The sequence below is a fragment of the Bradyrhizobium sp. CCBAU 51765 genome, assembly GCF_015291725.1.
Lineage (GTDB): Bacteria > Pseudomonadota > Alphaproteobacteria > Rhizobiales > Xanthobacteraceae > Bradyrhizobium > Bradyrhizobium liaoningense.
Genome location: NZ_CP030038.1, coordinates 2,075,505 through 2,095,184, shown reverse-complemented (window position 1 = coordinate 2,095,184; position 19,680 = coordinate 2,075,505). Strand labels below are relative to the sequence as shown.

The following is a 19,680-nucleotide window of genomic DNA, read 5'->3' as shown; positions in this document are numbered from 1 at the left end:
CCCCGGAACCCGCCGGGGCCGTCTTTGTTTGCCCTCGACATCCCGACGCGCCTGTTGCGGCGCGATCCCCGATGGAGGCGCAAATGCAACCACGCCTGCAACCTTCGTCAAAAGCGTGGATCAGCGCCGGGGCACTGATGCTGCTGTTGTCCGCGCCCTTCACGCTCGCGCAGCAACCCGCGGGTGACGATACCGGCCAGCAGGCCTTCAACAACTCCTGCCGCACCTGCCACTCCATGAAGGAGGGCGACAATCGGCTCGGCCCCAACCTTAACAAGATCGTCGGACGCAAGGCCGGCTCGCTGCCGAACTACAACTACTCCTCGTCGATGAAGGAGGCGGGCTTCGCCTGGGACCAGGACAAGCTCACCCGCTTCATGGTCAAGCCGGACGAGGTCGTGTCCGGCCACAAGATGCAGCCCTATGGCGGCGTCTCGGCAGAGGAAGCGAGCAAGGTGTTTGCGTATCTGCAGGCGGCGGGCGGTCAATAGGAACCGCTGCAGCGCCAGTCTAGGTACCCGTCGGCTCATGCCGTCGCTCCACGTGGAACGATTTCGCCGTGATCAACCAGCTGTCATTGATGCGGTGGTACGCCAGATAGTCGACGTATTGGAGCATATCGATCCGCACCCGGACCTTCACGAGCGCTTGCGCCGGCGACACCACGTCGATCAGCAATACCTCCTGAAGCCGCGGTGCATCCTTGGATTCTGGCGAAGGGGTCGACGCCAGCAGGGTTCTGTAGTCGCGAACCGGCAGTATCCGCAATTCAGCGTCGCGAATTCCATGGAGTTGCGCAGTCGGCGCAAAAACGCGGTCGAACTGCGAAACGTCATTGTCGTACATCAGCGTGAAGTAACGGTCGACAGCCTCCAGCAGGGGCGCGAGAGTCGGGCCTTCGGTCATGGTTCACTCCATTCGTGGCAGGATCGGAGCACTCCATCCCATGGAAAGCCGAGGCATGTCCTTGCGAACTGGGCTAATCTCGACGGCTCGGGCGCAACATCGTGCCCTTCTTGATCCAATGGGATGCGGTTCATGCCAAAATGCGAGCTGGATGCGATCGACCGGCGCATCGTCACCGAACTCCAGACGAATGCACGACTGAGCAATATCGAGCTGGCGGACCGGGTCGGCTTGTCGCCATCGCCCTGCCTACGGCGCGTGCGGCGACTGGAGCAGGAGGGATATATCGACGGCTATCGCGCCTCCTTGCGGCGTGGCCGTCTCGGGCTCGGCTTCTCGGCCTTTCTCGGCGTCAAGATCAGCGGCCACGCCAACGACCAGGCGTTGAGCTTCGAGAGGACCGTCGTCGCCATGCCCGAGGTCGTTGCCTGCCACCTCGTCGCCGGTGAGGCCGATTACCTGCTCGAAATCGTCGTGCCCGAGCTCGAGGACTATCAGCGCTTCCTGGTCGACAAGCTGCTGAACCTGCCGATTGTGCAAGAGGTCCGCAGTAGCATCGCGATCCAGACTCTCAAGGCCGACGCGCCCCTGCCGCTGGCACATCTGTCCTGGCCATGATCAAACTGCTCACATCTGCCGACGCCATGCTCTACCGCGAGATCAGGCTGGAGGCACTCGCCGCGCATCCCGAGGCCTACTCCAGCACGCTCGCGCGCGAGCAGGGAAAGCCCCTCGCCTGGTTCGAGGAGCGCCTCACGACATCGGATGTCTTCGGCGCCTACTGCGCCCAGGAACTCGTGGGCGTTGCCGGCTTTCGCCGGGTGGACGGCGCGAAGACCGAGCACAAGGCGGTGCTCTGGGGCATATATGTGCGGCCGCAGGCGCGCAAATCCGGTACGGGCCGGAGGCTCGCCGACGCGGTCGCGGCGCACGCTGCGACCCGTGTCGAACAGCTGCAACTCGCAGTCGTCAGCGAGAACGAGGCCGCCTTGCGCCTCTACGCCGCCGTCGGCTTCGTCGAATACGGTCGCGAGGTGAAGGCGCTGAAGCAGGACGGCCGATACTACGATGAGATCCTGATGGCCTTGCACTTCGGCGGGCAAGGCTCGTGACGATGCGGCCCCGGCGAGACCGGAGCTTGTTTGTGCGGAGTCATCCGCACCTACCGACGCGCGGCGTGCCTTCGCTCCGCCATCAGCCGCAGCCAAGCCGATGCGTGAAACGCGCTCATCAACAGATACATCGGCACCATTCCGCCCAGCAGGGACACCTGGCCGGCACCGCAGAGCATGTCCGCCTGCCCGCCGTCGATCATGATCGTCAACGCGGCCATGATCGCGAAGGTCGGCGTGGCCGCCAGAGCGAGCCATCGGGCGAGGTGGCGCGCGGCCGCGACACCGTCGGGGCCGGCGCCGGGGGCCGCGCTGACCGGACCGGTCATTTCCGTTCCCCCGCGGCCTCCTCGCGAAAAGCCTTCTCGCCGGCGTCCGAGATCTCGGCCCATTTCTTGTCGGGCTCGGCGCCTTCGGTGTAGCTGTCGTGCCAGTTCCACCATTTGTAGGTCGGCGTCTGCGGATAGCCCTCCGGCGAATCCTCCCACACCTCTTGGCGGCCGAGCGGCGTGATGTCGAGATAGTTCCAGGTGCCGCCCATCTGCTCGTCGCCGCGGCTCTTAACGAAATAGGTGCGAAAGATGCGGTTGCCGTCGCGGTAGAACACGTTCGTTCCGTGCCACTCGCCGACGCCGAAATCGGCATCGAAGCTGTCGGTGATGGTGACCCACGGCATGGTCCAGCCCATCCGCCGCTTCAACCTGGCGATGTCGGCCTGCGGCGCGCGCGAGGCGAAGACGAGCGTGGTGTCGCGGGCGTTGAGGTGCGCGACATGGGCGACCTGGTCCGCCACCATGGAGCAGCCACGGCAGGCATGATCGGGCCAGCCGAACACGCCGGGCTCGAAGAAGGCGCGGTAGACGATCAGCTGCCGCCGGCCCTGGAACAGGTCGCTCAGGCCGAGCTTGCCGCCGGGCCCCTCGAACGCATAGGTTTTGTCCACCGCCATCCACGGCATGCGACGCCGCTCGGCGGCCAGGGCATCGCGGGCACGGGTATGCGCCTTTTCCTTCACGAGCAGTTGCTGACGGGCTGCCTCCCAGTCCTGCGGCGATACCACCGGCGGTGTCTGCATGGCGGTCCTTCCGTGCGTCGCTGCGTTGTCTGCTGAACTCATCATGGTCCTCCAATTCCCTTGCCTGGGCGAAGCTCCGCCGCACCTTGACGGTCGCGGAACCGATCGTCCTTCGCCGCACGTCGTCGGCCGTCAGCGATTTCTGGCACCGGACAGCTGCGCGGTGGGAGTAACAAGTGTGGCGGGATTGACATGGAGTCGCTGATCACTGCCGCGGCGCGCGCGCTCGAAGCCGGCGATCCGCTCGGCGCGCTGAACCGCGTTGCGTTGCGCAACGATGCGCCGTCGCTCGCGCTGCGCGGCATCGCGATGGCCCAGCTCGGCGATCTCGCCAAGGCCAAGACGCTGCTGCGAAGCGCCGCGCGCGGCTTCGGTCCGCGCGAGGCGGTGGCACGCGCAAGATGCGTGGTGGCCGAAGCCGAGATCGCGCTGGTCTCGCGCGATCTGAGCTGGCCGGTGAAGACCCTCGCGGCGGCACGCGCGACGCTGGAGAACCATGGCGATCTCGCCAATGCCGCCCATGCGGGCCATATCGAGGCACGCCGTTTTCTACTGGTCGGGCGCCTCGACGAGGCCGAGCGCACGCTGGCCGAGGTCCGTCCTGCGCCGCTCCCGCCCGCCTCCCAGGTCGTCCGCGAGCTCGTGGTCGCCGGCATCGCGATCAGGCGGCTCAGAACGAAAGAGGCGCGCACGGCACTCGGCCGCGCGGCTCACGCAGCGCGGCTGGCCAAAATCCCGGCGCTCCTGGCCGAGGTCGACAGCGCGAGCCTCATGCTCGACACGCCGGCGGCGCGCCTGATCGCGCGCGGCAGCGAACACCCGTTGTTGCTCGGAGAGGTCGAAAGGCTGGCGACCTCGACGGCGCTCGTCGTGGACACCTTCCATCATGTCGTGCGCAGGCAAGGCGTCGTCGTGCCGCTCGGAACGCGGCCCGTGCTGTTCGCGCTCGCTCGCCTGCTGGCGCAGGCATGGCCCGCCGACGTCTCGCGAGAGGCGTTGATATCAGGCGCCTTTCACGCAAGGCACGCCGATGAGTCGCACCGCGCGCGATTGCGCGTCGAAATCGGACGGCTCCGCACCAAGCTGAAGCCGCTGGCCGAGATCAGCGCGACGAAGCCGGGCTTCGTGCTGACGCCGCGGAAGACGCGCGACGTCCTCGTGCTGGCTCGGCCCCTCGAGGAGAAGCACGCGGCCGTCCTGGCCTTTCTCGCCGACGGCGAGCCATGGTCGAGCTCGGCGCTCGCCCTTGCGCTTGGGATCAGTCCGCGCACCGTGCAGCGGGCGCTCGACGAGCTGGCGCGGTCGCACAAGGTGCAGTGCTTCGGACACGGACGGGCACGCCGCTGGATGACGCCGCCCGTTCCGGGTTTCCCGACAGGCTTGTTACTCCCCACCCCGCTCCTGAAGACGTAGGATGCGCGCAAGCATCAGGGATCGAGCACATGAAACGTTCAGCCGCCGAGATCGTCACCGAGTACGGGCCCTTTCCAGGCGTCGAAGCGGTGCATGGCGTCACCTATGACGGCAAGCATGTCTGGTTCGCATCCGGCGACAGGTTGAACGCCGTCGATCCGGCCAGCGGCAAGATCGCGCGCTCCATCGACGTCGCCGCGCATGCGGGAACGGCGTTCGACGGCCGGCACCTGTTCCAGATCGCCGAGGATCGCATCCAGAAAATTGATGCCGCCTCGGGCAAGGTGCTCGGCACCATTCCGGCACCCGGCGGCGGCGGCGATTCCGGCCTGGCCTGGGCCGAGGGCTCGCTCTGGGTCGGACAATATCGCGAGCGCAAGATCCATCAGGTCGATCCCGAAACGGGGAAGGTCCTCCGCACCATCGAGAGCAAGCGCTTCGTGACCGGCGTGACCTGGGTGGACGGCGAGCTCTGGCACGGCACCTGGGAGGGCGAGGAGAGCGATGTGCGGCGGATCGACCCTGAAACAGGCAAAGTGCTGGAGCAGCTCGACCTGCCCGCCGGGACGGTGGTGTCGGGGTTGGAATCCGACGGCGCCGACCGCTTCTTCTGCGGCGGCGGCAATCGCGGCAATGTGAGGGCGATCCGCCGTCCTCGGCGCGGATAGCCTCGCCCGCAATGCTTGAACGCCTGGTAACGGCGCGTTCGCTTCCGTTAACCTGTTCGCCCCAATTCCACCCCACCGGTGCGCTCTAGCGCCCTCTTCGCCCGCCCTGTAGAATCCCACCGGGGCTGCTTGGGGGATTGATGCGACCGACGTTGAATCTGAAGACCATCCTGATCGGCCTGGCAGTGCTCGCGGCGTCGTTCTTCATCAGCCTGAAGGCGATGGACTTCCTGTCACCGCAAGCCACGAACTCGGCGCCACCGGTCGCGCAACTGCCGCCGCTGCCGCCGGCCTCGAAGAGCTCGATCGTGGTCGCGCCGGTGGCCATCGCGCTATCTGCGATCCGCGAACAGGCCGAGAAGGCCGCGCCGCGCAATTTCGCCGGCAAGGCCGACAACCCGATCTCGCAGATCCTGGAGAACGCCGATATCGGCTGGACCGCCGCGCGCGGCCCGATGGCAGCTAGCGGCGACAAGGACGTGCTGACGATCTCGACACCGCTCACCGGCAGGCTGAACGTGACGGGCTCGTTGTCGTCGAAAGCCACAGGCGCGCTCGGCGACGCACTGGGCAGCGTGCTCGGCGGCGACGCGGCGAAACGGATCGGCGCGGTCAACATCAAGAACCTGAACGCCAGCGCCGAGATCAAGGGCAACGTGGTCGTCACCTCGCGGCCGAAGCTCGCGGCCAATTGGTATCTGGAGCCCAATCTCGGCGCCCAGGTCAATCTCGGCGACACCAATCTCTCGGTCGCCGGCGCCAAGGTCAACGTGCCGGCGCAGGTGAAGCCGCTGATCGACAAGACGGTCGGCGAGCAGATCAACGCGGTCGCCGAACGTATTCGCAACGATCCTTCGCTGCGGGAGAACGCCAGGGTGCAATGGGCCAAGGCGTGCCGCTCGATCCCGCTGCAAGGCTCGGGCTCCTCGGCCGCGCTGCCGCCGCTCTGGCTCGAGATGAAGCCGGTGCGCGCGATCGCGGCGCAGCCGCGCGTCGATGCGCAGGCCGTGACGCTGCTACTTGGCCTCGAGGCCGAGACACGTGTCACCTCGGCGGCGACCAAGCCGGAATGTCCGTTCCCCGACAAGATCTCGATCGTGCCGCCGACCGGCACCGGTGTGAGCATCGGCGTGCCGATCGACGTCCCTTTCACCGAGATCAACAAGCTGATCGCAGCGCAGATGGTCGGCCGCACCTATCCCGAGGACGGCTCCGGCCCGGTCGACGTCACCGTCAAGAGCGCCAACGTGACCCCTTCGGGCGACCGGCTGCTGATCTCGCTTCTGGTGCGCGCCAAGGAGAAGAAGAGCTGGTTCGGGCTCGGCGCCGAGGCGACGGTGCACATCTGGGGCCGGCCGATGCTCGACCAGGCGCGGCAGACGCTACGGCTCGCCGACATCGAGCTCGCGGTCGAATCCGAGGCCGCCTTCGGCCTGCTGGGCGCCGCCGCGCGCGCGGTGGTGCCGCAGCTGCAGCAGGCGCTGTTGACGAGGGCAACGCTCGATCTGAAGCCGATCGCCGCGAACGCCCGCGAGAAAATCGCGGCCGCGATCGCCGACTACCAGAAGAGCGAGGACGGCCTCAAGGTCGAGGCCAAGATCGACAGCCTGACTCTCGCCGACATCGCCTTCGATTCCAAGACCCTCCGCGTCGTCGCGGAAGCCGGCGGCTCGCTGAACGTGTTCGTGACGAAGCTGTCGGGCATGTAGCGCGCCTCCACAGGGCTATCGCATTTGACTTGTTGCGCAACCTGCGCGCACGCCTCGTCCTTCGAGACGGCGCTTACGCGCCTCCTCAGGATGAGGCTATTCGGCCTCAGTGCCCTTTGAAACTGCAGCCACGCACTCCGTCCTCATCCTGAGGAGCGCGCCCAAGGCGGGCGTCTCGAAGGATGGCCGCAGGGAAGAGCTCTGAAATGCAATAGCCCTGTCACTCACCGGATCCGCACACGTCCTCGTCGCTTGCGCCGCTGGCATTCTCGCTGCACGATGCTAATCTCGCACGGCATTGTAGGGGACACCGCGAGGACAACATGGAAGCCGGCATGGTCACACCTGCGCCGGCACTGGTACGCTTTTCCGGCATTCAGAAGACCTATGATGGCGAGCATCTCGTGGTGAAGAACCTCGATCTCGACATCAGGAAGGGCGAGTTCATCACCCTGCTCGGCCCGTCGGGCTCGGGCAAGACGACGACGCTGATGATGCTGGCCGGCTTCGAGGTGCCGACCCATGGCGAGATCTATCTCGCGGACCGCCCGATCAAGAACGTGCCGCCGCACAAGCGCGACATCGGCATGGTGTTCCAGAACTACGCCCTGTTTCCGCACCTGACGATCGCGGAGAACATCGCCTTCCCGCTGTCCGTTCGCAAGACGAACAAGGCGGAGGTGCAGGCGCGCGTGAGGGCCGCGTTGCGCATGATCAAGATGGAAAGCCTGGCGCAGCGGCGGCCGGGCCAGCTCTCCGGCGGCCAGCAGCAGCGCGTGGCGCTGGCCCGCGCGCTGGTCTTCAATCCGCAACTCGTGCTGATGGACGAGCCCCTTGGCGCCCTCGACAAGCGCCTGCGGGAGCAGATGCAGCTGGAGATCAAGCAACTGCACGAGACCACGGGCATCACGATCGTCTATGTCACCCACGATCAGAGTGAAGCGCTCACCATGTCGGACCGCATCGCCGTGTTCAACGACGGCATCGTGCAGCAGATCGACAGGCCCGATGCGCTGTATGAGCATCCAGTGAACAGTTTCGTCGCGCACTTCATCGGCGAGAACAATGTGCTCCCCGGCACCGTCGAGGCGGTCGACAAGGGCTATTGCCGCGTCGTGCTGGCTGGTGGCGGGACCGTGACCGCTCGGGCGATCAATGTCGCAGGCGCGGGCGCGTCGACCTCCCTGTCGGTGCGGCCGGAGCGCGTCGCCATTGTTCCGGATGACGGCTCCGGCGAGGGACCGAACCGGCTGCCGGCAAGAGTGCGGAACACCATCTATCTCGGCGACCACGCGCTGGCCGTGCTCGACGTCGCCGGCAACGGCGAGTTCATGGTCAAGCTTCAGCCGGGAGCACATGACAGCCTAAGACGTGGCAGCCCAAGATCTGGCAGCCTGAGACCTGGCGAAGACGTCTTCATCACATTCCGCCCGGAGGACTGCCTGGCCCTCGATCCCGCTTGATCCCACGCGAACGGATCCGCATCGATCAGACTCAATGCAACTCACATGAAGAAGGAACAAAGACCATGCTGAAGCGCAAGATTGGCAAGACGGCCCTGGGCTTGGCTGCGGCATTGAGCGCCAGCGCGGCGCTGGCGACGGTTGCGCAAGCGCGCGACCTCACCGTCGTGTCGTGGGGCGGCGCGTATCAGGATGCGCAGAAGAAGGTCTATTTCGAGCCGTTCAAGAAAGCTTCCGGGATTCCCATGAACGACGAGTCCTGGGACGGCGGCGTCGGCGTGTTGCGCGCCAAGGTGCAGGGCGGCGCCGCCACCTGGGACGTCGTCCAGGTCGAGAGCGACGAGCTGGCGGTCGGCTGCGAGGAAGGCCTGTTCGAGAAGCTCGATTATTCCAAGATCGGCGGCGAGGCCGCCTATATCCCGCCATCGGTCAACCCTTGCGGCGTCGGCGCCATCCTCTACGATTTCGTTCTCGGCTACGACAAGGACAAGCTGAAGCAGGCCCCCGGCGGCTGGGCCGACTTCTTCGATACCAAGAAGATTCCGGGCAAGCGCGCCCTGCGTCAGGGCCCGAAGACCACGCTCGAAATCGCCCTCATGGCCGACGGCGTCGCGCCGAAGGACGTCTACAAGGTGCTGGCGACCGACGAAGGCATCGATCGCGCCTTCAAGAAGCTCGACACCATCAAGGGTGACATCGTGTGGTGGAAGGCCGGCGCGCAGCCGCCGCAATTGCTCGCCTCGGGCGAGGTGGCGATGACCTCGGTCTACAATGGCCGCATCGACACCGCGAACAAGAACGAGAAGAAGAACTTTGGCATGGTGTGGGACGGCGCGCTGTTCACCCTCGACAGCTGGGTCATCCTGAAGGGGAGCCCGAACAAGGACGCGGCCTACAAGTTCCTGGATTTCGTCGGCAAGGCGGAGAACCAGTCAAAGCTGTCGGAGAACATTGCTTATGGCACGTCGAACAAGGATGCCGCCGGACGGCTCCCAGCCGCCGTCCTGAAGGATCTGCCGACCGCGCCTGACAACATCAAGAACGCGGTCGAGATCAACGTTGCCTTCTGGCTCGAGAACATCGACCGCCTGACCGAGCGCTTCAACAAATGGGCGGCGAAGTAGCAAGCGACCGAACCGTTGTATGGCGCAGGCGGAGGGAAAAACGTGGCGGCTAGCTCGCCCGCGGCGCATCCTTCGAGACGCCCGCCTACGGCGGGCCCTCAGGATGAGGTCTGAGTCTGTGGCAGCGACTTTACAGACACCGATGTCGAAGAGCCTCATCCTGAGGAGACCGCAAAGCGGTCGTCTCGAAGGACGAGGCGCGCGCTCAGGCCTCTCCGAAAGGCCATATGCGATAGCCCTATCTGAATTGGCGAGTGATGTCCGTTCAAAAGGGCTCATGCCATGACGGATGCGCTCTTGACCGGCGCCGATGCGTCGACCGAGGTGCCGCTCAAGCGCCGACTGAGGCGCGCCGAGCGGACACGCCAGCTCAAGGCGTTGGCGCTGGTGGCACCGCTTCTCGTCTTCCTGCTCTTCACCTTCGCGGGGCCCATCGCCGGCATGCTGTGGCGTGCGGTCGACGACCGCGAGGTCCGCCAGGTTCTGCCGAACACCTTGGCTGCGCTCGCCGCGTGGGACGGCAAGGACCTGCCGGACGAAAACGCCTACGCTGCGCTGGCAAGCGACATCCTGGCGGCGCGCGCCTCCGGCACCATCGCCATCGCAGCCAAGCGGCTGAACTACGCGCTGAACGGCTTCCGCACGATACTGACCAGCACGGCCCGCAATCTGAAGGCGGAGCCGGAGCGAGGAACGGCCAGGGAGACGCTGGGCAGGATCAACCCCGCCTGGCGCGAACGCACCACCTGGACGACGATCAAGGGCGCCGGCGGTCCCCTGACCAGCTTCTACCTGCTGGCGGCGCTCGACCTGACGCGGAACGTGGACGGCGCCATCGTCGCAGCCCCGCCGGACCAGGCCATCTATCGCAGCCTGTTTGCCCGCACTTTCATCATCAGCCTCAGCGTCACCGTACTCTGCCTGATCCTCGGCTTCCCGGTCGCTTACCTCCTGGCGACGCTGCCGCCGGCCCGGTCGAACCTCTTGATGATCTTCGTCCTGTTGCCGTTCTGGACGTCGCTTCTGGTCCGCACCTGCGCCTGGATCGTCCTGTTGCAGAGCAAGGGAGTCGTGAACGACAGCCTGCTGTGGCTCGGCATCGTCGACGAGCCGTTGCGCCTCATCTACAACCGCTTCGGCGTCTGCGTGGCCATGACCCACGTTCTGTTGCCGTTCATGATCCTGCCGCTGTACAGCAGCATGAAGGCGATCTCGCCTGCCTACATGCGTGCCGCGGCCTCGCTCGGTGCACCACCCCTCACCGCCTTCCTGCGCATCTACCTGCCTCAGACCCTGCCCGGCATCGGCGCGGGAAGCCTGCTCGTCTTCATCCTGGCGCTCGGCTACTACATCACGCCGGCGCTCGTCGGCGGTGCCGCCGACCAGATGATCAGCTACTTCATTGCGCTCTACACGACCGAGACGGCCAATTGGGGCCTTGCTTCGGCTTTGGGTGCGGTGCTGCTGCTGGCCACCGTTCTGCTCGCTCTCGTCTACGGCAAGCTGGTGCAGGGACAGCAGGTCACGGGAGGCATGAAGAATTGAGCGATAGCCCCTCCCTCCGCACGCCCAGCCAGCGCATCGCGTGGACCGCGACGATCATCGTCTCCACGCTGGTGTTCGTCTTCCTGATCGCGCCGATCCTGGCGATCATGCCGCTGTCCTTCAGCTCGGGCTCGTACCTCACCTATCCGCTGCCGGGCCTCTCCTTTCGCTGGTATGACGATTTCATCAGTTCGCCGCGCTGGATGAACTCGCTGAAGAACAGCATGATCATCGGCGTCGCCTCGACGGCGCTGTCCATGGTCCTTGGCACGACGGCCGCGCTGGGGCTGGCGCAGTGGAAGAGCCGGTTCAAGCCGCTCGTGCTGGCTTTCGTGCTGTCGCCGGTGGTCGTGCCGGGGGTCATCACCGCGGTCGGCTTGTATTTCTTCTTCGCACCGATCGGGTTGACCGGCAGTTATCTCGGCCTGATCCTGGCCCACACCGCGCTGGCGACGCCCTTCGTGGTGATCACGGTCGGCGCGACGCTGCAAAGCTTCGACACCAATCTGGCACGCGCCGCCGCCTCGCTCGGCGCCTCGCCGCTTCAGGCGTTCCGCCGCGTGATCCTGCCGCTGATCCTGCCGGGCCTGGCGTCGGGTGCGCTGTTCGCCTTCGCGACCAGCTTCGACGAGGTCGTGATCGTGCTGTTCATGGCAGGCCCCGAGCAGCGCACCCTGCCGCGCGAGATGTTCAGCGGCATCCGCGAGAACATCAGCCCGACCATCACGGCAGCGGCGGTGATTCTGACGACGGTCTCGGTCATCCTCCTCGCCACCCTGGAAGGCCTGCGCCGGCGCAACGAGCGGCTCAAGGGCAGCGGGGCCTGAGCGGCGGCGTCGCAATTTCGTGGCGAGCTGCTCGCGATGGCGAAAAGACACGACAGCGCGCCCAGTGAGAACCGGGCGCGCTTCGTTCAGCTAGTTACACGAGCCGCATTACTCCGAGTACTTGAACTCGGGCATGTTCTTCAGCTCGTCCTTGCTGGCATTGAACACGGCGTGGTCCGGATACCATTTCGACGTGGACGACGTCGTGGTCGCAGCGGGCCTGTCGGTGCCGGTCGCAGCGCCGGTGGTGGTTGTGGTGGTGGTGGTCGCGCCCGGCTTGGCGCCCGTGCCGGTATAGGCGACGGCCTCGTTGACGAACTTCAGCTTCTCATAGGGCACGGCAACCAGATGCTCACCCACGCCGAGGAAGCCGCCGACGCCGATCACGGCGATCTTGATGGCGCCGCTCTTGTCCATCAGCAGATCATTGATCGTGCCGATGTTCTCGTTGGCTTCGTTGTAGACTTTCAGGCCGTCCATCTTGGACGTACGCCACTGGCCCGTCGCGGTCGTGGATGTCGTGGTGGCGGCCGCGGTCGGCGCCTTGTCGGTGGTGGCGGTCGGCGCTTGCGCGAACGCGGCGGTTGCAAGAAGTGCGGTGCCGGCAAGGCCGGCGGCGATCGATTTCATCAGCATGTTTGTCCTCTCCTTCACAAAAAACTCGTGCGGGAAGAACAGCGCTGAACACTTGCAGTTCCTTGCGCGCCGCAATTTCGTCGCGCAATGCGCGAGCCGAAAAAATCACGGCTTTTGTTCCTGCGTCACTCAGGAACATTTTGCGATGCACGGTTCCCCGCCGACAATCATGCGCCGGGGGTGACGCTTGACCGCGGCGAGGACCGCGCCGACCTTGCGTCGCTCAGGTCAGCTCTTGAAGTCGATCAGCAGCGCGGAGAAATCCGAGCTGCTCGATGAGCTGCCGTTGGCGCCGTAGGACGATGCCGACGATTGCGACTGTTGCAGCGCCTGCAGGAACTGCTGGAGGATCTCGGCCGTGGTCTGGTCCGTCGAGCTGCCGCTGGTCGAGTCCGTCGTCGTCGAATCCGAAGAGTCGTCGTCCGGCGGCGGGCCGCCTGCGCCGCCCGGTCCACCCGCGCCGCCCGCGAAGGCGGATTGAAACACGCTTTTCAGCTCCTCGGCCTGATCCGAGGTCAGCGTCCCGTTCGACACTTCGTTCGAGATGAGGTCGTCGATCTTCGACTGCATCTCGTCCCTGGAGGGAGGCGCGCCGCTCGACTGGTCGCTCGATCGGCCCTGCTGGAGCGCCGTGTCGATATCGGTCAGCGCCGTCGAGAGCGCGGACTGGTCCGACGACGAGATCGGGCCGGCGGAGACCTGCGATTGCAATTCCTGCTGAAGCCGCTGGAGCGGCGATTGATAGCTGCCGGCGGAGGCCGCCGAAATCGAGGTCATGATGGCTCCGTGGTTGTTGCGGGGTTTCGTCGCGGACCCCGCCACGCTATGGTTAACGGCCTTAACGCAGTCTTGCCGCTCCGCCATCCGTCGATTGCCGCTCGTTGCAGGCAGCCGAACAGAAACAAACCGAAACAAAAATATCCGCCATTTGGCCCGAATCTTGGTCAAACAAACCGCATGGCCATCCCCAATCCCAACATCCTGGTCGTCGAGGACGACCGCGAAACCCGGGCGTTGATTGCGAAATATCTGCGCAGCAACGCCTGCAACGTCACCGCCGTGAGCGATGGCCGCGAGATGTCGCGGGCGATGGCCGACCATCGCGTCGACCTCATCATTCTCGACGTGATGCTGCCCGGCGAAGACGGCCTCAGCCTGTGCCGCAAGGTGCGCGCCGAATCGCAGACGCCGATCATCATGCTGACCGCGCGCGGCGAGGACGTCGATCGCATCGTCGGCCTCGAGATGGGCGCGGACGACTATCTGCCGAAGCCGTTCAACCCGCGCGAACTGCTCGCCCGCATCAACGCGGTGCTGCGCCGCCAGGCCGCGGCGCAGGCGGCGAGCGCGGTCGAAGGCGCGAGCACGCTCGCCTTCGAAGGCTGGCGCATCGATCTGCGCCTGCGCGAATTGCGCAATCCCGAGGGCGCGCGCGTCGCGGTGACCAGCGCCGAGTTCGATCTGCTCAGGACGTTCTGCGAGCGGCCGGGCCGCGTGCTGTCGCGCGACAGCCTGCTCGATCTCACGCAGGGGCGCAACGCCGGCTCGTTCGAGCGCTCCATCGACGTGCTGGTCAGCCGCATCCGCCGCAAGATCGAGCCCAATCCGGCCGACCCCACCCTCATCAAGACGGTGCGCTCCGGCGGCTACCTGTTCACGCCGAGGACGGAAGCGGTCGCGACGCCTCTGAGCGGCTGAGCGCGCCGAAGATGAAGCCGCCCGGGTTCTTCCACCTCAACGGCATCGGCGGGCAGATCGCCGCGCTGGTGCTGGCGTCGACTGTCGCGCTCCATCTCGTCGTCACCACCGCGTTCCTGATCGGCCGGCCCGACCGCCGCGAGACGCCGCCGGACGGCGCCCATCAACTGACCGATGCCGCATTGCTGCTCGGCGCGGCCGAGCCCGGCGAGCGGCCACGCCTCGTCGCCGATCTGGCGCGCGCCTTTCCCAGGCTCGGCATCGACATGCTGGCGCCCCGCACCGCGACTGTCGAGACGAGCGACAGTCCGCACCTGCGCGGGATGCGCCGCCACCTCCCCCCGGGCTTCAAGGCGGTGCAGCTCGCCCCGGACGGGGACGCGCGCCGCGTCGGCATCGAATTGCCCGACGGCACGGTGATCGCGGCTCGTGCCGATGGCGGCCCGGGACCGATGTTCTGGGGCGCGCCCTGGCTTACGGCGCTGATGACCGCCTTCATCTGTGTCACCGTGCTTGGCCTGTGGGCGGCGCGTACGCTGACGAGGCCGCTGTCGTCCTTCGCCAAGGCCGCCGAGAATTTCAGTCTCGACCGCACCACCGAGCCGCTGCCCGAGCGCGGGCCGGAAGAGATCCGCCAGGTCGCGCGCGCGCTCAACCGCATGCAGGAGCGGATCGCGCGGCTGATGGCGGATCGCACGCGGATGCTGGCCGCGATCAGCCACGATCTGCGCACGCCGATCACGCGGCTGCGCCTGCGTGCCGAGTTCATCGAGGACGAAGGCAACCGCAGGCGCATGCTGATCGATCTCGACCAGATGCGCTCGATGCTGGAGTCGGTGCTGTCGCTGCTGCGCAACGACCGCAAGATCGAGGCCGTGACGCTGGTCGACATCGCGAGCACGCTCCAGCTCATCGCCGACCAGTTCGGCGACATGGGACATGTCGTACATTACGACGGGCCGGCCTCCGCGACCGCCGCCGCGCGGCCCGACGATCTGCATCGCGGCGTCACCAACCTCGTCGAGAACGCGGTGCGCTTCGGCGCCGAGGTGACGATCCGCCTCGTCGTCTCGGGCACGACACTCGTCATCGACGTCGAGGACGACGGCCCCGGCATTTCGGATGCGCGCAAGCAGGAGATGCTGGAGCCGTTCGTGCGCGGCGACGACGCGCGCACCATGGACGAGTCCACCGGCTTCGGGCTCGGCCTCTCGATCGCGCGCGCGATCGCGACCACCCATGGCGGCGAACTGTCGCTGCACGACCGCGAGCCGCATGGCCTGATCGTGCGGATGCGATTGCCGATCTGGCAGGCGCCGCGGCTCGCGGCTTAGGGCACCTCTTGAGACGACACCTCACGCCGCGAGCGGCGGGTGCTCGACAGCCTCATGCGGGAAGATGGCCACCGCCTCGAAGCGATAGTTGCAGGCGCGGCAGGTCCAGAGGTAGGAGACGCGTCCCTCGCCGGGCTCGATCCAGTCGGGCTGCGCGATCGGCGTGCCGCACTGGGCACAAGGGTTGTGTCTGGGGATGTCGCCGGTGTGTGCACTGACCAGGCTGGCTTTTGTCATGGCACCTCTCCCGATTTGCAGCGCTTGCGGGCTCGCTTTCGCAGCTCCGTGCGAATAGACAGGCGTGCTGTCGCGCGGGGGTCGTCCGCCCCGGAAGCCCGATTACGCCAGCTTTGAGTCGTAACGGCGGCACGGCACCGCAAAAACGTCAGCGGCGTCGTTTGGTCACATCATCGCCGCGTTCGGGGGCCTAAAGCATGATCCGGAAAAGTGCACCGCGGTTTTCCGAACAGATCATGCTCAAACGATAAGGCAGCCGGGCGCAGGCAAGTCGGGGATATCTGATGAAAATTTTACGCGTAGCCGCGCTGCTCGCGGCTGGATTGATTTTGCCGCAGGCTGCATTCGCCGGCGAGGCCGAATATGCCGAGATGGTCGCGGCCCATGCCCGCGCCAACGGCGTGCCGGAAGCGCTGGTGCACCGCGTGATCATGCGCGAGAGCCGTTACCAGCCGCACCTCGTCGGCCGCGGCGGCACCATCGGGCTGATGCAGATCAAGCTCGCGACCGCCCGCGGGGTCGGCTACACCGGCGATGCCGCCGGCCTGCGCGATCCCAACACCAATCTCACCTATGCGGTCAAATACCTCGCCGGCGCCTACCGCGCCGCCAATGGCGATCATGCCCGAGCTGTGCGTTATTTCGCGGGCGGCTATTACTACGCTGCAAAGCGTCAGCGCCAGGAAGCCGTGCAGGTCGCCAATGCGGGCGAGACCATGGGTCAGCCTTGGCTCGAGCCGAACGGCAATCCGCAGCCGATGTTCGGCGCGCCGACACACAGGAAGCTCGCCCAGCGCGTCCGAAACGCGCGGGCGCAGGCCTCGCAGTAGCCTCTCTTGTCCCGGACGCGCAGCAGCGTGATGCGCTGCGTCCGGGGCACGAACGGTGGGGTTCCGGGCCAACACGCGTTGACACCGCCCGTCACTGGCATACATTAGATCCGTTCCGAGGGGTGCTCCGAGGAGGAGCTGAGATACCGCTAAATGGGCAATCCTGCCCAGGACCGCGGTGACCCTTTGAACCTGATCCGGGTCATGCCGGCGAAGGGACAGGGATGTTGCAGACCACCAAGCGACCGGATTCCCCGGTATCCATCATCGGCGCAGGCATTGCGGGAGCCTGGCAGGCCTTGCTGTTCGCACAGGCCGGTCACGCCGTCACCCTGCACGAGCGCGGTGACGAGGCGATGACGGACGCCACCAGCCATTGGGCCGGCGGCATGCTCGCGCCCTATTGCGAGGCCGAGGTCGCAGAGCCCATCATCAGCCGCCTCGGCCTGCGCTCGCTTCATATCTGGCGGCGCGAGCTGCCTGACACGCCTTTCAACGGCTCGCTCGTCGTCTCCCATCCGCGCGAGCGCAACGATTTCGAGCGCTTCGCCCGGATGACCGCGGGCCACGAGCGGCTCGACGCCGCCGGCCTCGCCGCGCTGGAGCCTTCGCTGGAGGGACGCTTCCGCGACGCGCTGTTCTTCCCTGCCGAGGGCCATGTCGAGCCGCGCCGCGTGCTGCCGAAGCTGCATGAGCGCATCCGCGCCGCCGGCGGCACCATCAGGTTTTGCAGCGACGTCACCGCAGACGACCTCGCGAACCTGGATCCCGAGGGCATCGTGATCGACTGCCGCGGCATCGGTGCCCGTGACGAGCAGGGCGAGCTTCGCGGCGTCAAGGGCGAGATGATCCTGATCGAGACCAGTGAGGTGCAGCTGGCACGTCCGGTGCGGCTGATCCATCCGCGCTGGCCGCTCTACGTGATCCCGCGCGAGGCCGGCCTGTTCATGCTGGGCGCGACCTCGATCGAGGCCGAAGACACCGGCGTCAGCGTGCGCTCGGCGCTGGAGCTATTGGGTGCGGCCTACACGGTGCACCCGGCGTTCGGCGAGGCCCGCATCCTCGAATTCGGCTCAGGGCTTCGGCCTGCCTATCCCGACAACCTGCCGCGCATCGGCATTCGCGACGGCAAGATCAGCGTCAACGGGCTCTACCGCCACGGCTTCCTGATCGCGCCTGCTCTCGCCGAGCTGACGCTGGCCTATGTCCAGCGCGGCCAGATCGACAACGAGGTGATGCAGTGCTTGTGATCGTCAACGGCGAGCAGCGCGAGGTGAATTCCGCCAGCGTGGACGCGCTGCTCGCCGAGCTCGACTACGAAGGCACCCATTTCGCCATCGCGCTGAACTACGACGTCGTGCCGAAAAGCCGCTGGGCCGAGACGCGGCTCAAGGCCGGCGACGAGATCGAGATCATCACGCCGCGGCAGGGAGGGTGATGGGATGACACGCTCTCTTCGCGACGACGGCTCTTTTTGGCCCGTCATTCCGGGGCACGCGAAGCGTGAACCCGGAATCTCGCGCCGCAACTTCGAGATTCCGGATCGGTCCGCGTACCGCGGCCCGTCCGGAATGACGGGGAATTCAACATGGTGACCTTCTACGGCAAGACCTTCGCCTCGCGCCTCCTGATCGGCAGCGCGCTCTACCCCTCGCCCGCGATCATGCAGGACGCGATCCGCGCCTCCGGCGCCAACATCGTCACGGTGTCGCTGCGGCGCGAATCCGCCGGCGGCAAGAGCGGCGATGCGTTCTGGAAGCTGATCCGCGAGCTCGACGTCACCGTGCTGCCGAACACAGCGGGATGCCGCACCGTGCGCGAGGCGGTGACCACCGCGAAACTCGCGCGCGAGCTGTTCGGCACGACCTGGATCAAGCTCGAAGTCATCGCCGACAACGACACGCTGCAGCCCGATGTCGTCGGCCTCGTCGAAGCCGCGACCATCCTGATCAAGGACGGCTTCGAGGTGTTTCCCTATTGCACCGAGGATCTTTCGGTCGCGAGCCGCCTGGTCGATGCCGGCTGCAGGGTGGTGATGCCGTGGGCCGCGCCGATCGGCAGCGCGAAGGGCATCACCAACCGCGATGCGCTGAAGCTGCTGCGCGACCGGCTGCCCGACATCACGCTGGTGGTCGACGCCGGTCTCGGCGCTCCCTCCCACGCGGCGCAGGCGCTCGAGCTCGGCTACGACGCCGTGCTGCTCAACACCGCGATCGCCAAGGCCGCCGATCCCGTCGCCATGGCCAACGCCTTCCGCCTCGGCTGTGACGCCGGCCGCACCGCCTACGAAGCCGGGCTGATGAACGCCCGCGACTTCGCCTCTCCTTCAACCCCTGTCGTTGGGACCCCGTTCTGGCATGCCGTATCCTGATCGATTTTATCCCGTCGTCGACAGCCTCCAATGGGTCGAACGCCTGACCAGGCTCGGCGTCGGCACCATCCAGCTGCGCGCGAAGGAGCTCGACGACGCGCAGGCGCTGCAGATCGTCACGGATGCGCTGGCGATCACGAAAGGCACGCAGGCCAAGCTGGTGGTGAACGACTATTGGCGCGCGGCGGTCGTCGCCGGCGCAGAATATCTGCATCTCGGCCAGGAGGATCTCGCTGAGGCCGACCTCAAGGCGATCCGCGAGGCCGGCCTCAAGCTCGGCATCTCCACCCACGACGACGCCGAGCTTGCGACCGCGCTCGAAGCCCAGCCCGACTACGTCGCGCTCGGCCCGATCTTCTTCACCACGCTGAAATCGATGCGCTTCGAGCCGCAGGGCATTCCAAAGATCACCGAATGGAAAAAGCGCATCGGCAACATCCCGCTGGTCGCCATCGGCGGCATCAAGTTCGAGCACGCCGCAGAGATCTTTGCCGCCGGCGCGGATTCCATCGCGGTGGTCTCCGACGTCACCCAGAACCCAGACCCGGACGCACGTGTGCGGCAATGGCTCGGCCTGAAGGAGGCGGCGTGACCGAAACTCTCTTCACCGTCATTGCGAGGAGCCCTTGCGACGAAGCAATCCAGACTGCTTCCGCGGAAACATTTCTGGATTGCTTCGCTGCGCTCGCAATGACGGAGAACTTCGCCACCAGCGTCGTCCCGGCGCCCAAG

At 66.3% G+C, this 19,680-nt stretch carries 23 protein-coding genes and 1 riboswitch; of the genes, 17 read left to right on the top strand and 6 right to left on the bottom strand.

What is annotated here, in order from left to right:
- Positions 1 to 71 precede the first annotated feature (71 nt).
- Positions 72 to 491 carry a cytochrome c family protein gene (locus XH96_RS09875; protein ID WP_194392325.1) on the top strand — a complete coding sequence of 140 codons (420 nt, stop codon included), beginning with the start codon at positions 72 to 74 and terminating at the stop codon, positions 489 to 491.
- 19 nt (positions 492 to 510) lie between these two features.
- Here XH96_RS09875 and XH96_RS09870 read toward each other — a convergent pair whose 3' ends face one another.
- Positions 511 to 906, bottom strand: a complete 396-nt coding sequence (locus tag XH96_RS09870) for a nuclear transport factor 2 family protein (RefSeq protein ID WP_194392324.1) — start codon at positions 904 to 906, stop codon at positions 511 to 513.
- Positions 907 to 1,038: 132 nt separating this feature from the next.
- Between XH96_RS09870 and XH96_RS09865 the strand changes: the two genes are divergently transcribed.
- Positions 1,039 to 1,524, top strand: a complete 486-nt coding sequence (locus XH96_RS09865) for an Lrp/AsnC family transcriptional regulator (RefSeq protein WP_194392323.1) — start codon at positions 1,039 to 1,041, stop codon at positions 1,522 to 1,524.
- Positions 1,521 to 2,018 carry a GNAT family N-acetyltransferase gene (locus XH96_RS09860; protein ID WP_194392322.1) on the top strand — a complete coding sequence of 166 codons (498 nt, stop codon included), beginning with the start codon at positions 1,521 to 1,523 and terminating at the stop codon, positions 2,016 to 2,018. Before XH96_RS09865 ends, XH96_RS09860 begins: the two co-directional genes overlap by 4 nt.
- 50 nt (positions 2,019 to 2,068) lie before the next feature.
- Here the strand turns inward: XH96_RS09860 and XH96_RS09855 are convergent, their stop codons facing one another.
- Both XH96_RS09855 and XH96_RS09850 read right to left on the bottom strand, forming a co-directional pair.
- A complete protein-coding gene (locus tag XH96_RS09855; RefSeq protein ID WP_194392321.1) occupies positions 2,069 to 2,347 on the bottom strand; it encodes a hypothetical protein in 279 nt (92 codons plus the stop codon).
- Positions 2,344 to 3,138: a DUF899 domain-containing protein gene (locus tag XH96_RS09850; RefSeq protein ID WP_194392320.1), complete on the bottom strand. Its 795-nt coding sequence runs from the start codon at positions 3,136 to 3,138 to the stop codon at positions 2,344 to 2,346. The genes XH96_RS09855 and XH96_RS09850 overlap by 4 nt, the downstream gene beginning before the upstream one ends.
- A 147-nt stretch (positions 3,139 to 3,285) precedes the next feature.
- Between XH96_RS09850 and XH96_RS09845 the strand changes: the two genes are divergently transcribed.
- The 7 genes from XH96_RS09845 (at position 3,286) to XH96_RS09815 (ending at position 11,842) form a co-directional block, all read left to right on the top strand.
- Positions 3,286 to 4,506, top strand: a complete 1,221-nt coding sequence (locus tag XH96_RS09845; protein ID WP_194392319.1) for a helix-turn-helix domain-containing protein — start codon at positions 3,286 to 3,288, stop codon at positions 4,504 to 4,506.
- Positions 4,507 to 4,535: 29 nt separating this feature from the next.
- Positions 4,536 to 5,174 (top strand): PQQ-binding-like beta-propeller repeat protein, encoded by a 639-nt coding sequence (locus tag XH96_RS09840; protein WP_194392318.1) that lies wholly within the window; start codon positions 4,536 to 4,538, stop codon positions 5,172 to 5,174.
- 140 nt (positions 5,175 to 5,314) lie between these two features.
- Positions 5,315 to 6,883, top strand: a complete 1,569-nt coding sequence (locus XH96_RS09835; protein ID WP_194392317.1) for a DUF4403 family protein — start codon at positions 5,315 to 5,317, stop codon at positions 6,881 to 6,883.
- 323 nt (positions 6,884 to 7,206) lie between these two features.
- Complete coding sequence (locus XH96_RS09830; RefSeq protein ID WP_194392316.1) at positions 7,207 to 8,346, top strand: ABC transporter ATP-binding protein; 1,140 nt, start codon at positions 7,207 to 7,209, stop codon at positions 8,344 to 8,346.
- Positions 8,347 to 8,411: 65 nt separating this feature from the next.
- On the top strand, positions 8,412 to 9,470 hold the full coding sequence (locus XH96_RS09825; protein ID WP_194392315.1) for an ABC transporter substrate-binding protein: 1,059 nt from the start codon (positions 8,412 to 8,414) through the stop codon (positions 9,468 to 9,470).
- Between the two features lie 282 nt (positions 9,471 to 9,752).
- A complete protein-coding gene (locus XH96_RS09820; protein WP_194392314.1) occupies positions 9,753 to 11,015 on the top strand; it encodes an ABC transporter permease in 1,263 nt (420 codons plus the stop codon).
- Positions 11,012 to 11,842, top strand: coding sequence for an ABC transporter permease (locus tag XH96_RS09815; protein WP_194392313.1), 831 nt, complete (start codon positions 11,012 to 11,014; stop codon positions 11,840 to 11,842). The genes XH96_RS09820 and XH96_RS09815 overlap by 4 nt, the downstream gene beginning before the upstream one ends.
- A gap of 108 nt (positions 11,843 to 11,950) precedes the next feature.
- On the opposite strand, the gene XH96_RS09810 is transcribed toward XH96_RS09815, so the two are convergent.
- Together XH96_RS09810 and XH96_RS09805 are read right to left on the bottom strand one after the other, a co-directional pair.
- Positions 11,951 to 12,478, bottom strand: coding sequence for a PRC-barrel domain-containing protein (locus XH96_RS09810; RefSeq protein ID WP_194392312.1), 528 nt, complete (start codon positions 12,476 to 12,478; stop codon positions 11,951 to 11,953).
- Between the two features lie 228 nt (positions 12,479 to 12,706).
- The gene (locus XH96_RS09805) at positions 12,707 to 13,255 is read right to left on the bottom strand and encodes a hypothetical protein (protein WP_194392311.1); all 549 of its coding nucleotides are present in this window, start codon (positions 13,253 to 13,255) and stop codon (positions 12,707 to 12,709) included.
- A 180-nt stretch (positions 13,256 to 13,435) separates the two neighbouring features.
- Between XH96_RS09805 and XH96_RS09800 the strand changes: the two genes are divergently transcribed.
- Positions 13,436 to 14,176: a response regulator gene (locus XH96_RS09800; RefSeq protein WP_061877526.1), complete on the top strand. Its 741-nt coding sequence runs from the start codon at positions 13,436 to 13,438 to the stop codon at positions 14,174 to 14,176.
- 11 nt (positions 14,177 to 14,187) lie between these two features.
- Entirely contained in the window at positions 14,188 to 15,510 is a 1,323-nt protein-coding gene (locus XH96_RS09795; RefSeq protein WP_194392310.1) for an ATP-binding protein, read from the top strand.
- A gap of 21 nt (positions 15,511 to 15,531) precedes the next feature.
- Here XH96_RS09795 and XH96_RS09790 read toward each other — a convergent pair whose 3' ends face one another.
- Positions 15,532 to 15,747 carry a hypothetical protein gene (locus XH96_RS09790; RefSeq protein WP_028178064.1) on the bottom strand — a complete coding sequence of 72 codons (216 nt, stop codon included), beginning with the start codon at positions 15,745 to 15,747 and terminating at the stop codon, positions 15,532 to 15,534.
- A 284-nt stretch (positions 15,748 to 16,031) separates the two neighbouring features.
- Between XH96_RS09790 and XH96_RS09785 the strand changes: the two genes are divergently transcribed.
- The 5 genes from XH96_RS09785 (at position 16,032) to XH96_RS09765 (ending at position 19,540) form a co-directional block, all read left to right on the top strand.
- Positions 16,032 to 16,577, top strand: a complete 546-nt coding sequence (locus XH96_RS09785) for a lytic transglycosylase domain-containing protein (protein ID WP_194392309.1) — start codon at positions 16,032 to 16,034, stop codon at positions 16,575 to 16,577.
- Positions 16,578 to 16,685: 108 nt separating this feature from the next.
- A riboswitch (TPP riboswitch) is annotated at positions 16,686 to 16,814 on the top strand.
- Positions 16,802 to 17,827, top strand: a complete 1,026-nt coding sequence (locus XH96_RS09780; RefSeq protein WP_194392308.1) for an FAD-dependent oxidoreductase — start codon at positions 16,802 to 16,804, stop codon at positions 17,825 to 17,827. (Overlaps the previous riboswitch by 13 nt.)
- Positions 17,818 to 18,015 carry a sulfur carrier protein ThiS gene (gene thiS / locus XH96_RS09775; protein WP_194392307.1) on the top strand — a complete coding sequence of 66 codons (198 nt, stop codon included), beginning with the start codon at positions 17,818 to 17,820 and terminating at the stop codon, positions 18,013 to 18,015. The genes XH96_RS09780 and thiS overlap by 10 nt, the downstream gene beginning before the upstream one ends.
- 150 nt (positions 18,016 to 18,165) lie before the next feature.
- Positions 18,166 to 18,948, top strand: coding sequence for a thiazole synthase (locus tag XH96_RS09770; RefSeq protein ID WP_194392306.1), 783 nt, complete (start codon positions 18,166 to 18,168; stop codon positions 18,946 to 18,948).
- The gene (locus XH96_RS09765) at positions 18,935 to 19,540 is read left to right on the top strand and encodes a thiamine phosphate synthase (protein WP_194392305.1); all 606 of its coding nucleotides are present in this window, start codon (positions 18,935 to 18,937) and stop codon (positions 19,538 to 19,540) included. Before XH96_RS09770 ends, XH96_RS09765 begins: the two co-directional genes overlap by 14 nt.
- Positions 19,541 to 19,680: the final 140 nt, after the last annotated feature.

What these genes read in the sequence shown, in the direction of transcription:
- XH96_RS09875 (WP_194392325.1), top strand. Translation starts at nt 72, where the DNA reads ATGGAGGCGCAAATGCAACCACGCCTGCAACCTTCGTCAAAAGCGTGG.
- XH96_RS09870 (WP_194392324.1), bottom strand. Translation starts at nt 906, where the DNA reads ATGACCGAAGGCCCGACTCTCGCGCCCCTGCTGGAGGCTGTCGACCGT.
- XH96_RS09865 (WP_194392323.1), top strand. Translation starts at nt 1,039, where the DNA reads ATGCCAAAATGCGAGCTGGATGCGATCGACCGGCGCATCGTCACCGAA.
- XH96_RS09860 (WP_194392322.1), top strand. Translation starts at nt 1,521, where the DNA reads ATGATCAAACTGCTCACATCTGCCGACGCCATGCTCTACCGCGAGATC.
- XH96_RS09855 (WP_194392321.1), bottom strand. Translation starts at nt 2,347, where the DNA reads ATGACCGGTCCGGTCAGCGCGGCCCCCGGCGCCGGCCCCGACGGTGTC.
- XH96_RS09850 (WP_194392320.1), bottom strand. Translation starts at nt 3,138, where the DNA reads ATGATGAGTTCAGCAGACAACGCAGCGACGCACGGAAGGACCGCCATG.
- XH96_RS09845 (WP_194392319.1), top strand. Translation starts at nt 3,286, where the DNA reads ATGGAGTCGCTGATCACTGCCGCGGCGCGCGCGCTCGAAGCCGGCGAT.
- XH96_RS09840 (WP_194392318.1), top strand. Translation starts at nt 4,536, where the DNA reads ATGAAACGTTCAGCCGCCGAGATCGTCACCGAGTACGGGCCCTTTCCA.
- XH96_RS09835 (WP_194392317.1), top strand. Translation starts at nt 5,315, where the DNA reads ATGCGACCGACGTTGAATCTGAAGACCATCCTGATCGGCCTGGCAGTG.
- XH96_RS09830 (WP_194392316.1), top strand. Translation starts at nt 7,207, where the DNA reads ATGGAAGCCGGCATGGTCACACCTGCGCCGGCACTGGTACGCTTTTCC.
- XH96_RS09825 (WP_194392315.1), top strand. Translation starts at nt 8,412, where the DNA reads ATGCTGAAGCGCAAGATTGGCAAGACGGCCCTGGGCTTGGCTGCGGCA.
- XH96_RS09820 (WP_194392314.1), top strand. Translation starts at nt 9,753, where the DNA reads ATGACGGATGCGCTCTTGACCGGCGCCGATGCGTCGACCGAGGTGCCG.
- XH96_RS09810 (WP_194392312.1), bottom strand. Translation starts at nt 12,478, where the DNA reads ATGCTGATGAAATCGATCGCCGCCGGCCTTGCCGGCACCGCACTTCTT.
- XH96_RS09805 (WP_194392311.1), bottom strand. Translation starts at nt 13,255, where the DNA reads ATGACCTCGATTTCGGCGGCCTCCGCCGGCAGCTATCAATCGCCGCTC.
- XH96_RS09800 (WP_061877526.1), top strand. Translation starts at nt 13,436, where the DNA reads ATGGCCATCCCCAATCCCAACATCCTGGTCGTCGAGGACGACCGCGAA.
- XH96_RS09795 (WP_194392310.1), top strand. Translation starts at nt 14,188, where the DNA reads ATGAAGCCGCCCGGGTTCTTCCACCTCAACGGCATCGGCGGGCAGATC.
- XH96_RS09790 (WP_028178064.1), bottom strand. Translation starts at nt 15,747, where the DNA reads ATGACAAAAGCCAGCCTGGTCAGTGCACACACCGGCGACATCCCCAGA.
- XH96_RS09785 (WP_194392309.1), top strand. Translation starts at nt 16,032, where the DNA reads ATGAAAATTTTACGCGTAGCCGCGCTGCTCGCGGCTGGATTGATTTTG.
- XH96_RS09780 (WP_194392308.1), top strand. Translation starts at nt 16,802, where the DNA reads ATGTTGCAGACCACCAAGCGACCGGATTCCCCGGTATCCATCATCGGC.
- XH96_RS09770 (WP_194392306.1), top strand. Translation starts at nt 18,166, where the DNA reads ATGGTGACCTTCTACGGCAAGACCTTCGCCTCGCGCCTCCTGATCGGC.
- XH96_RS09765 (WP_194392305.1), top strand. Translation starts at nt 18,935, where the DNA reads ATGCCGTATCCTGATCGATTTTATCCCGTCGTCGACAGCCTCCAATGG.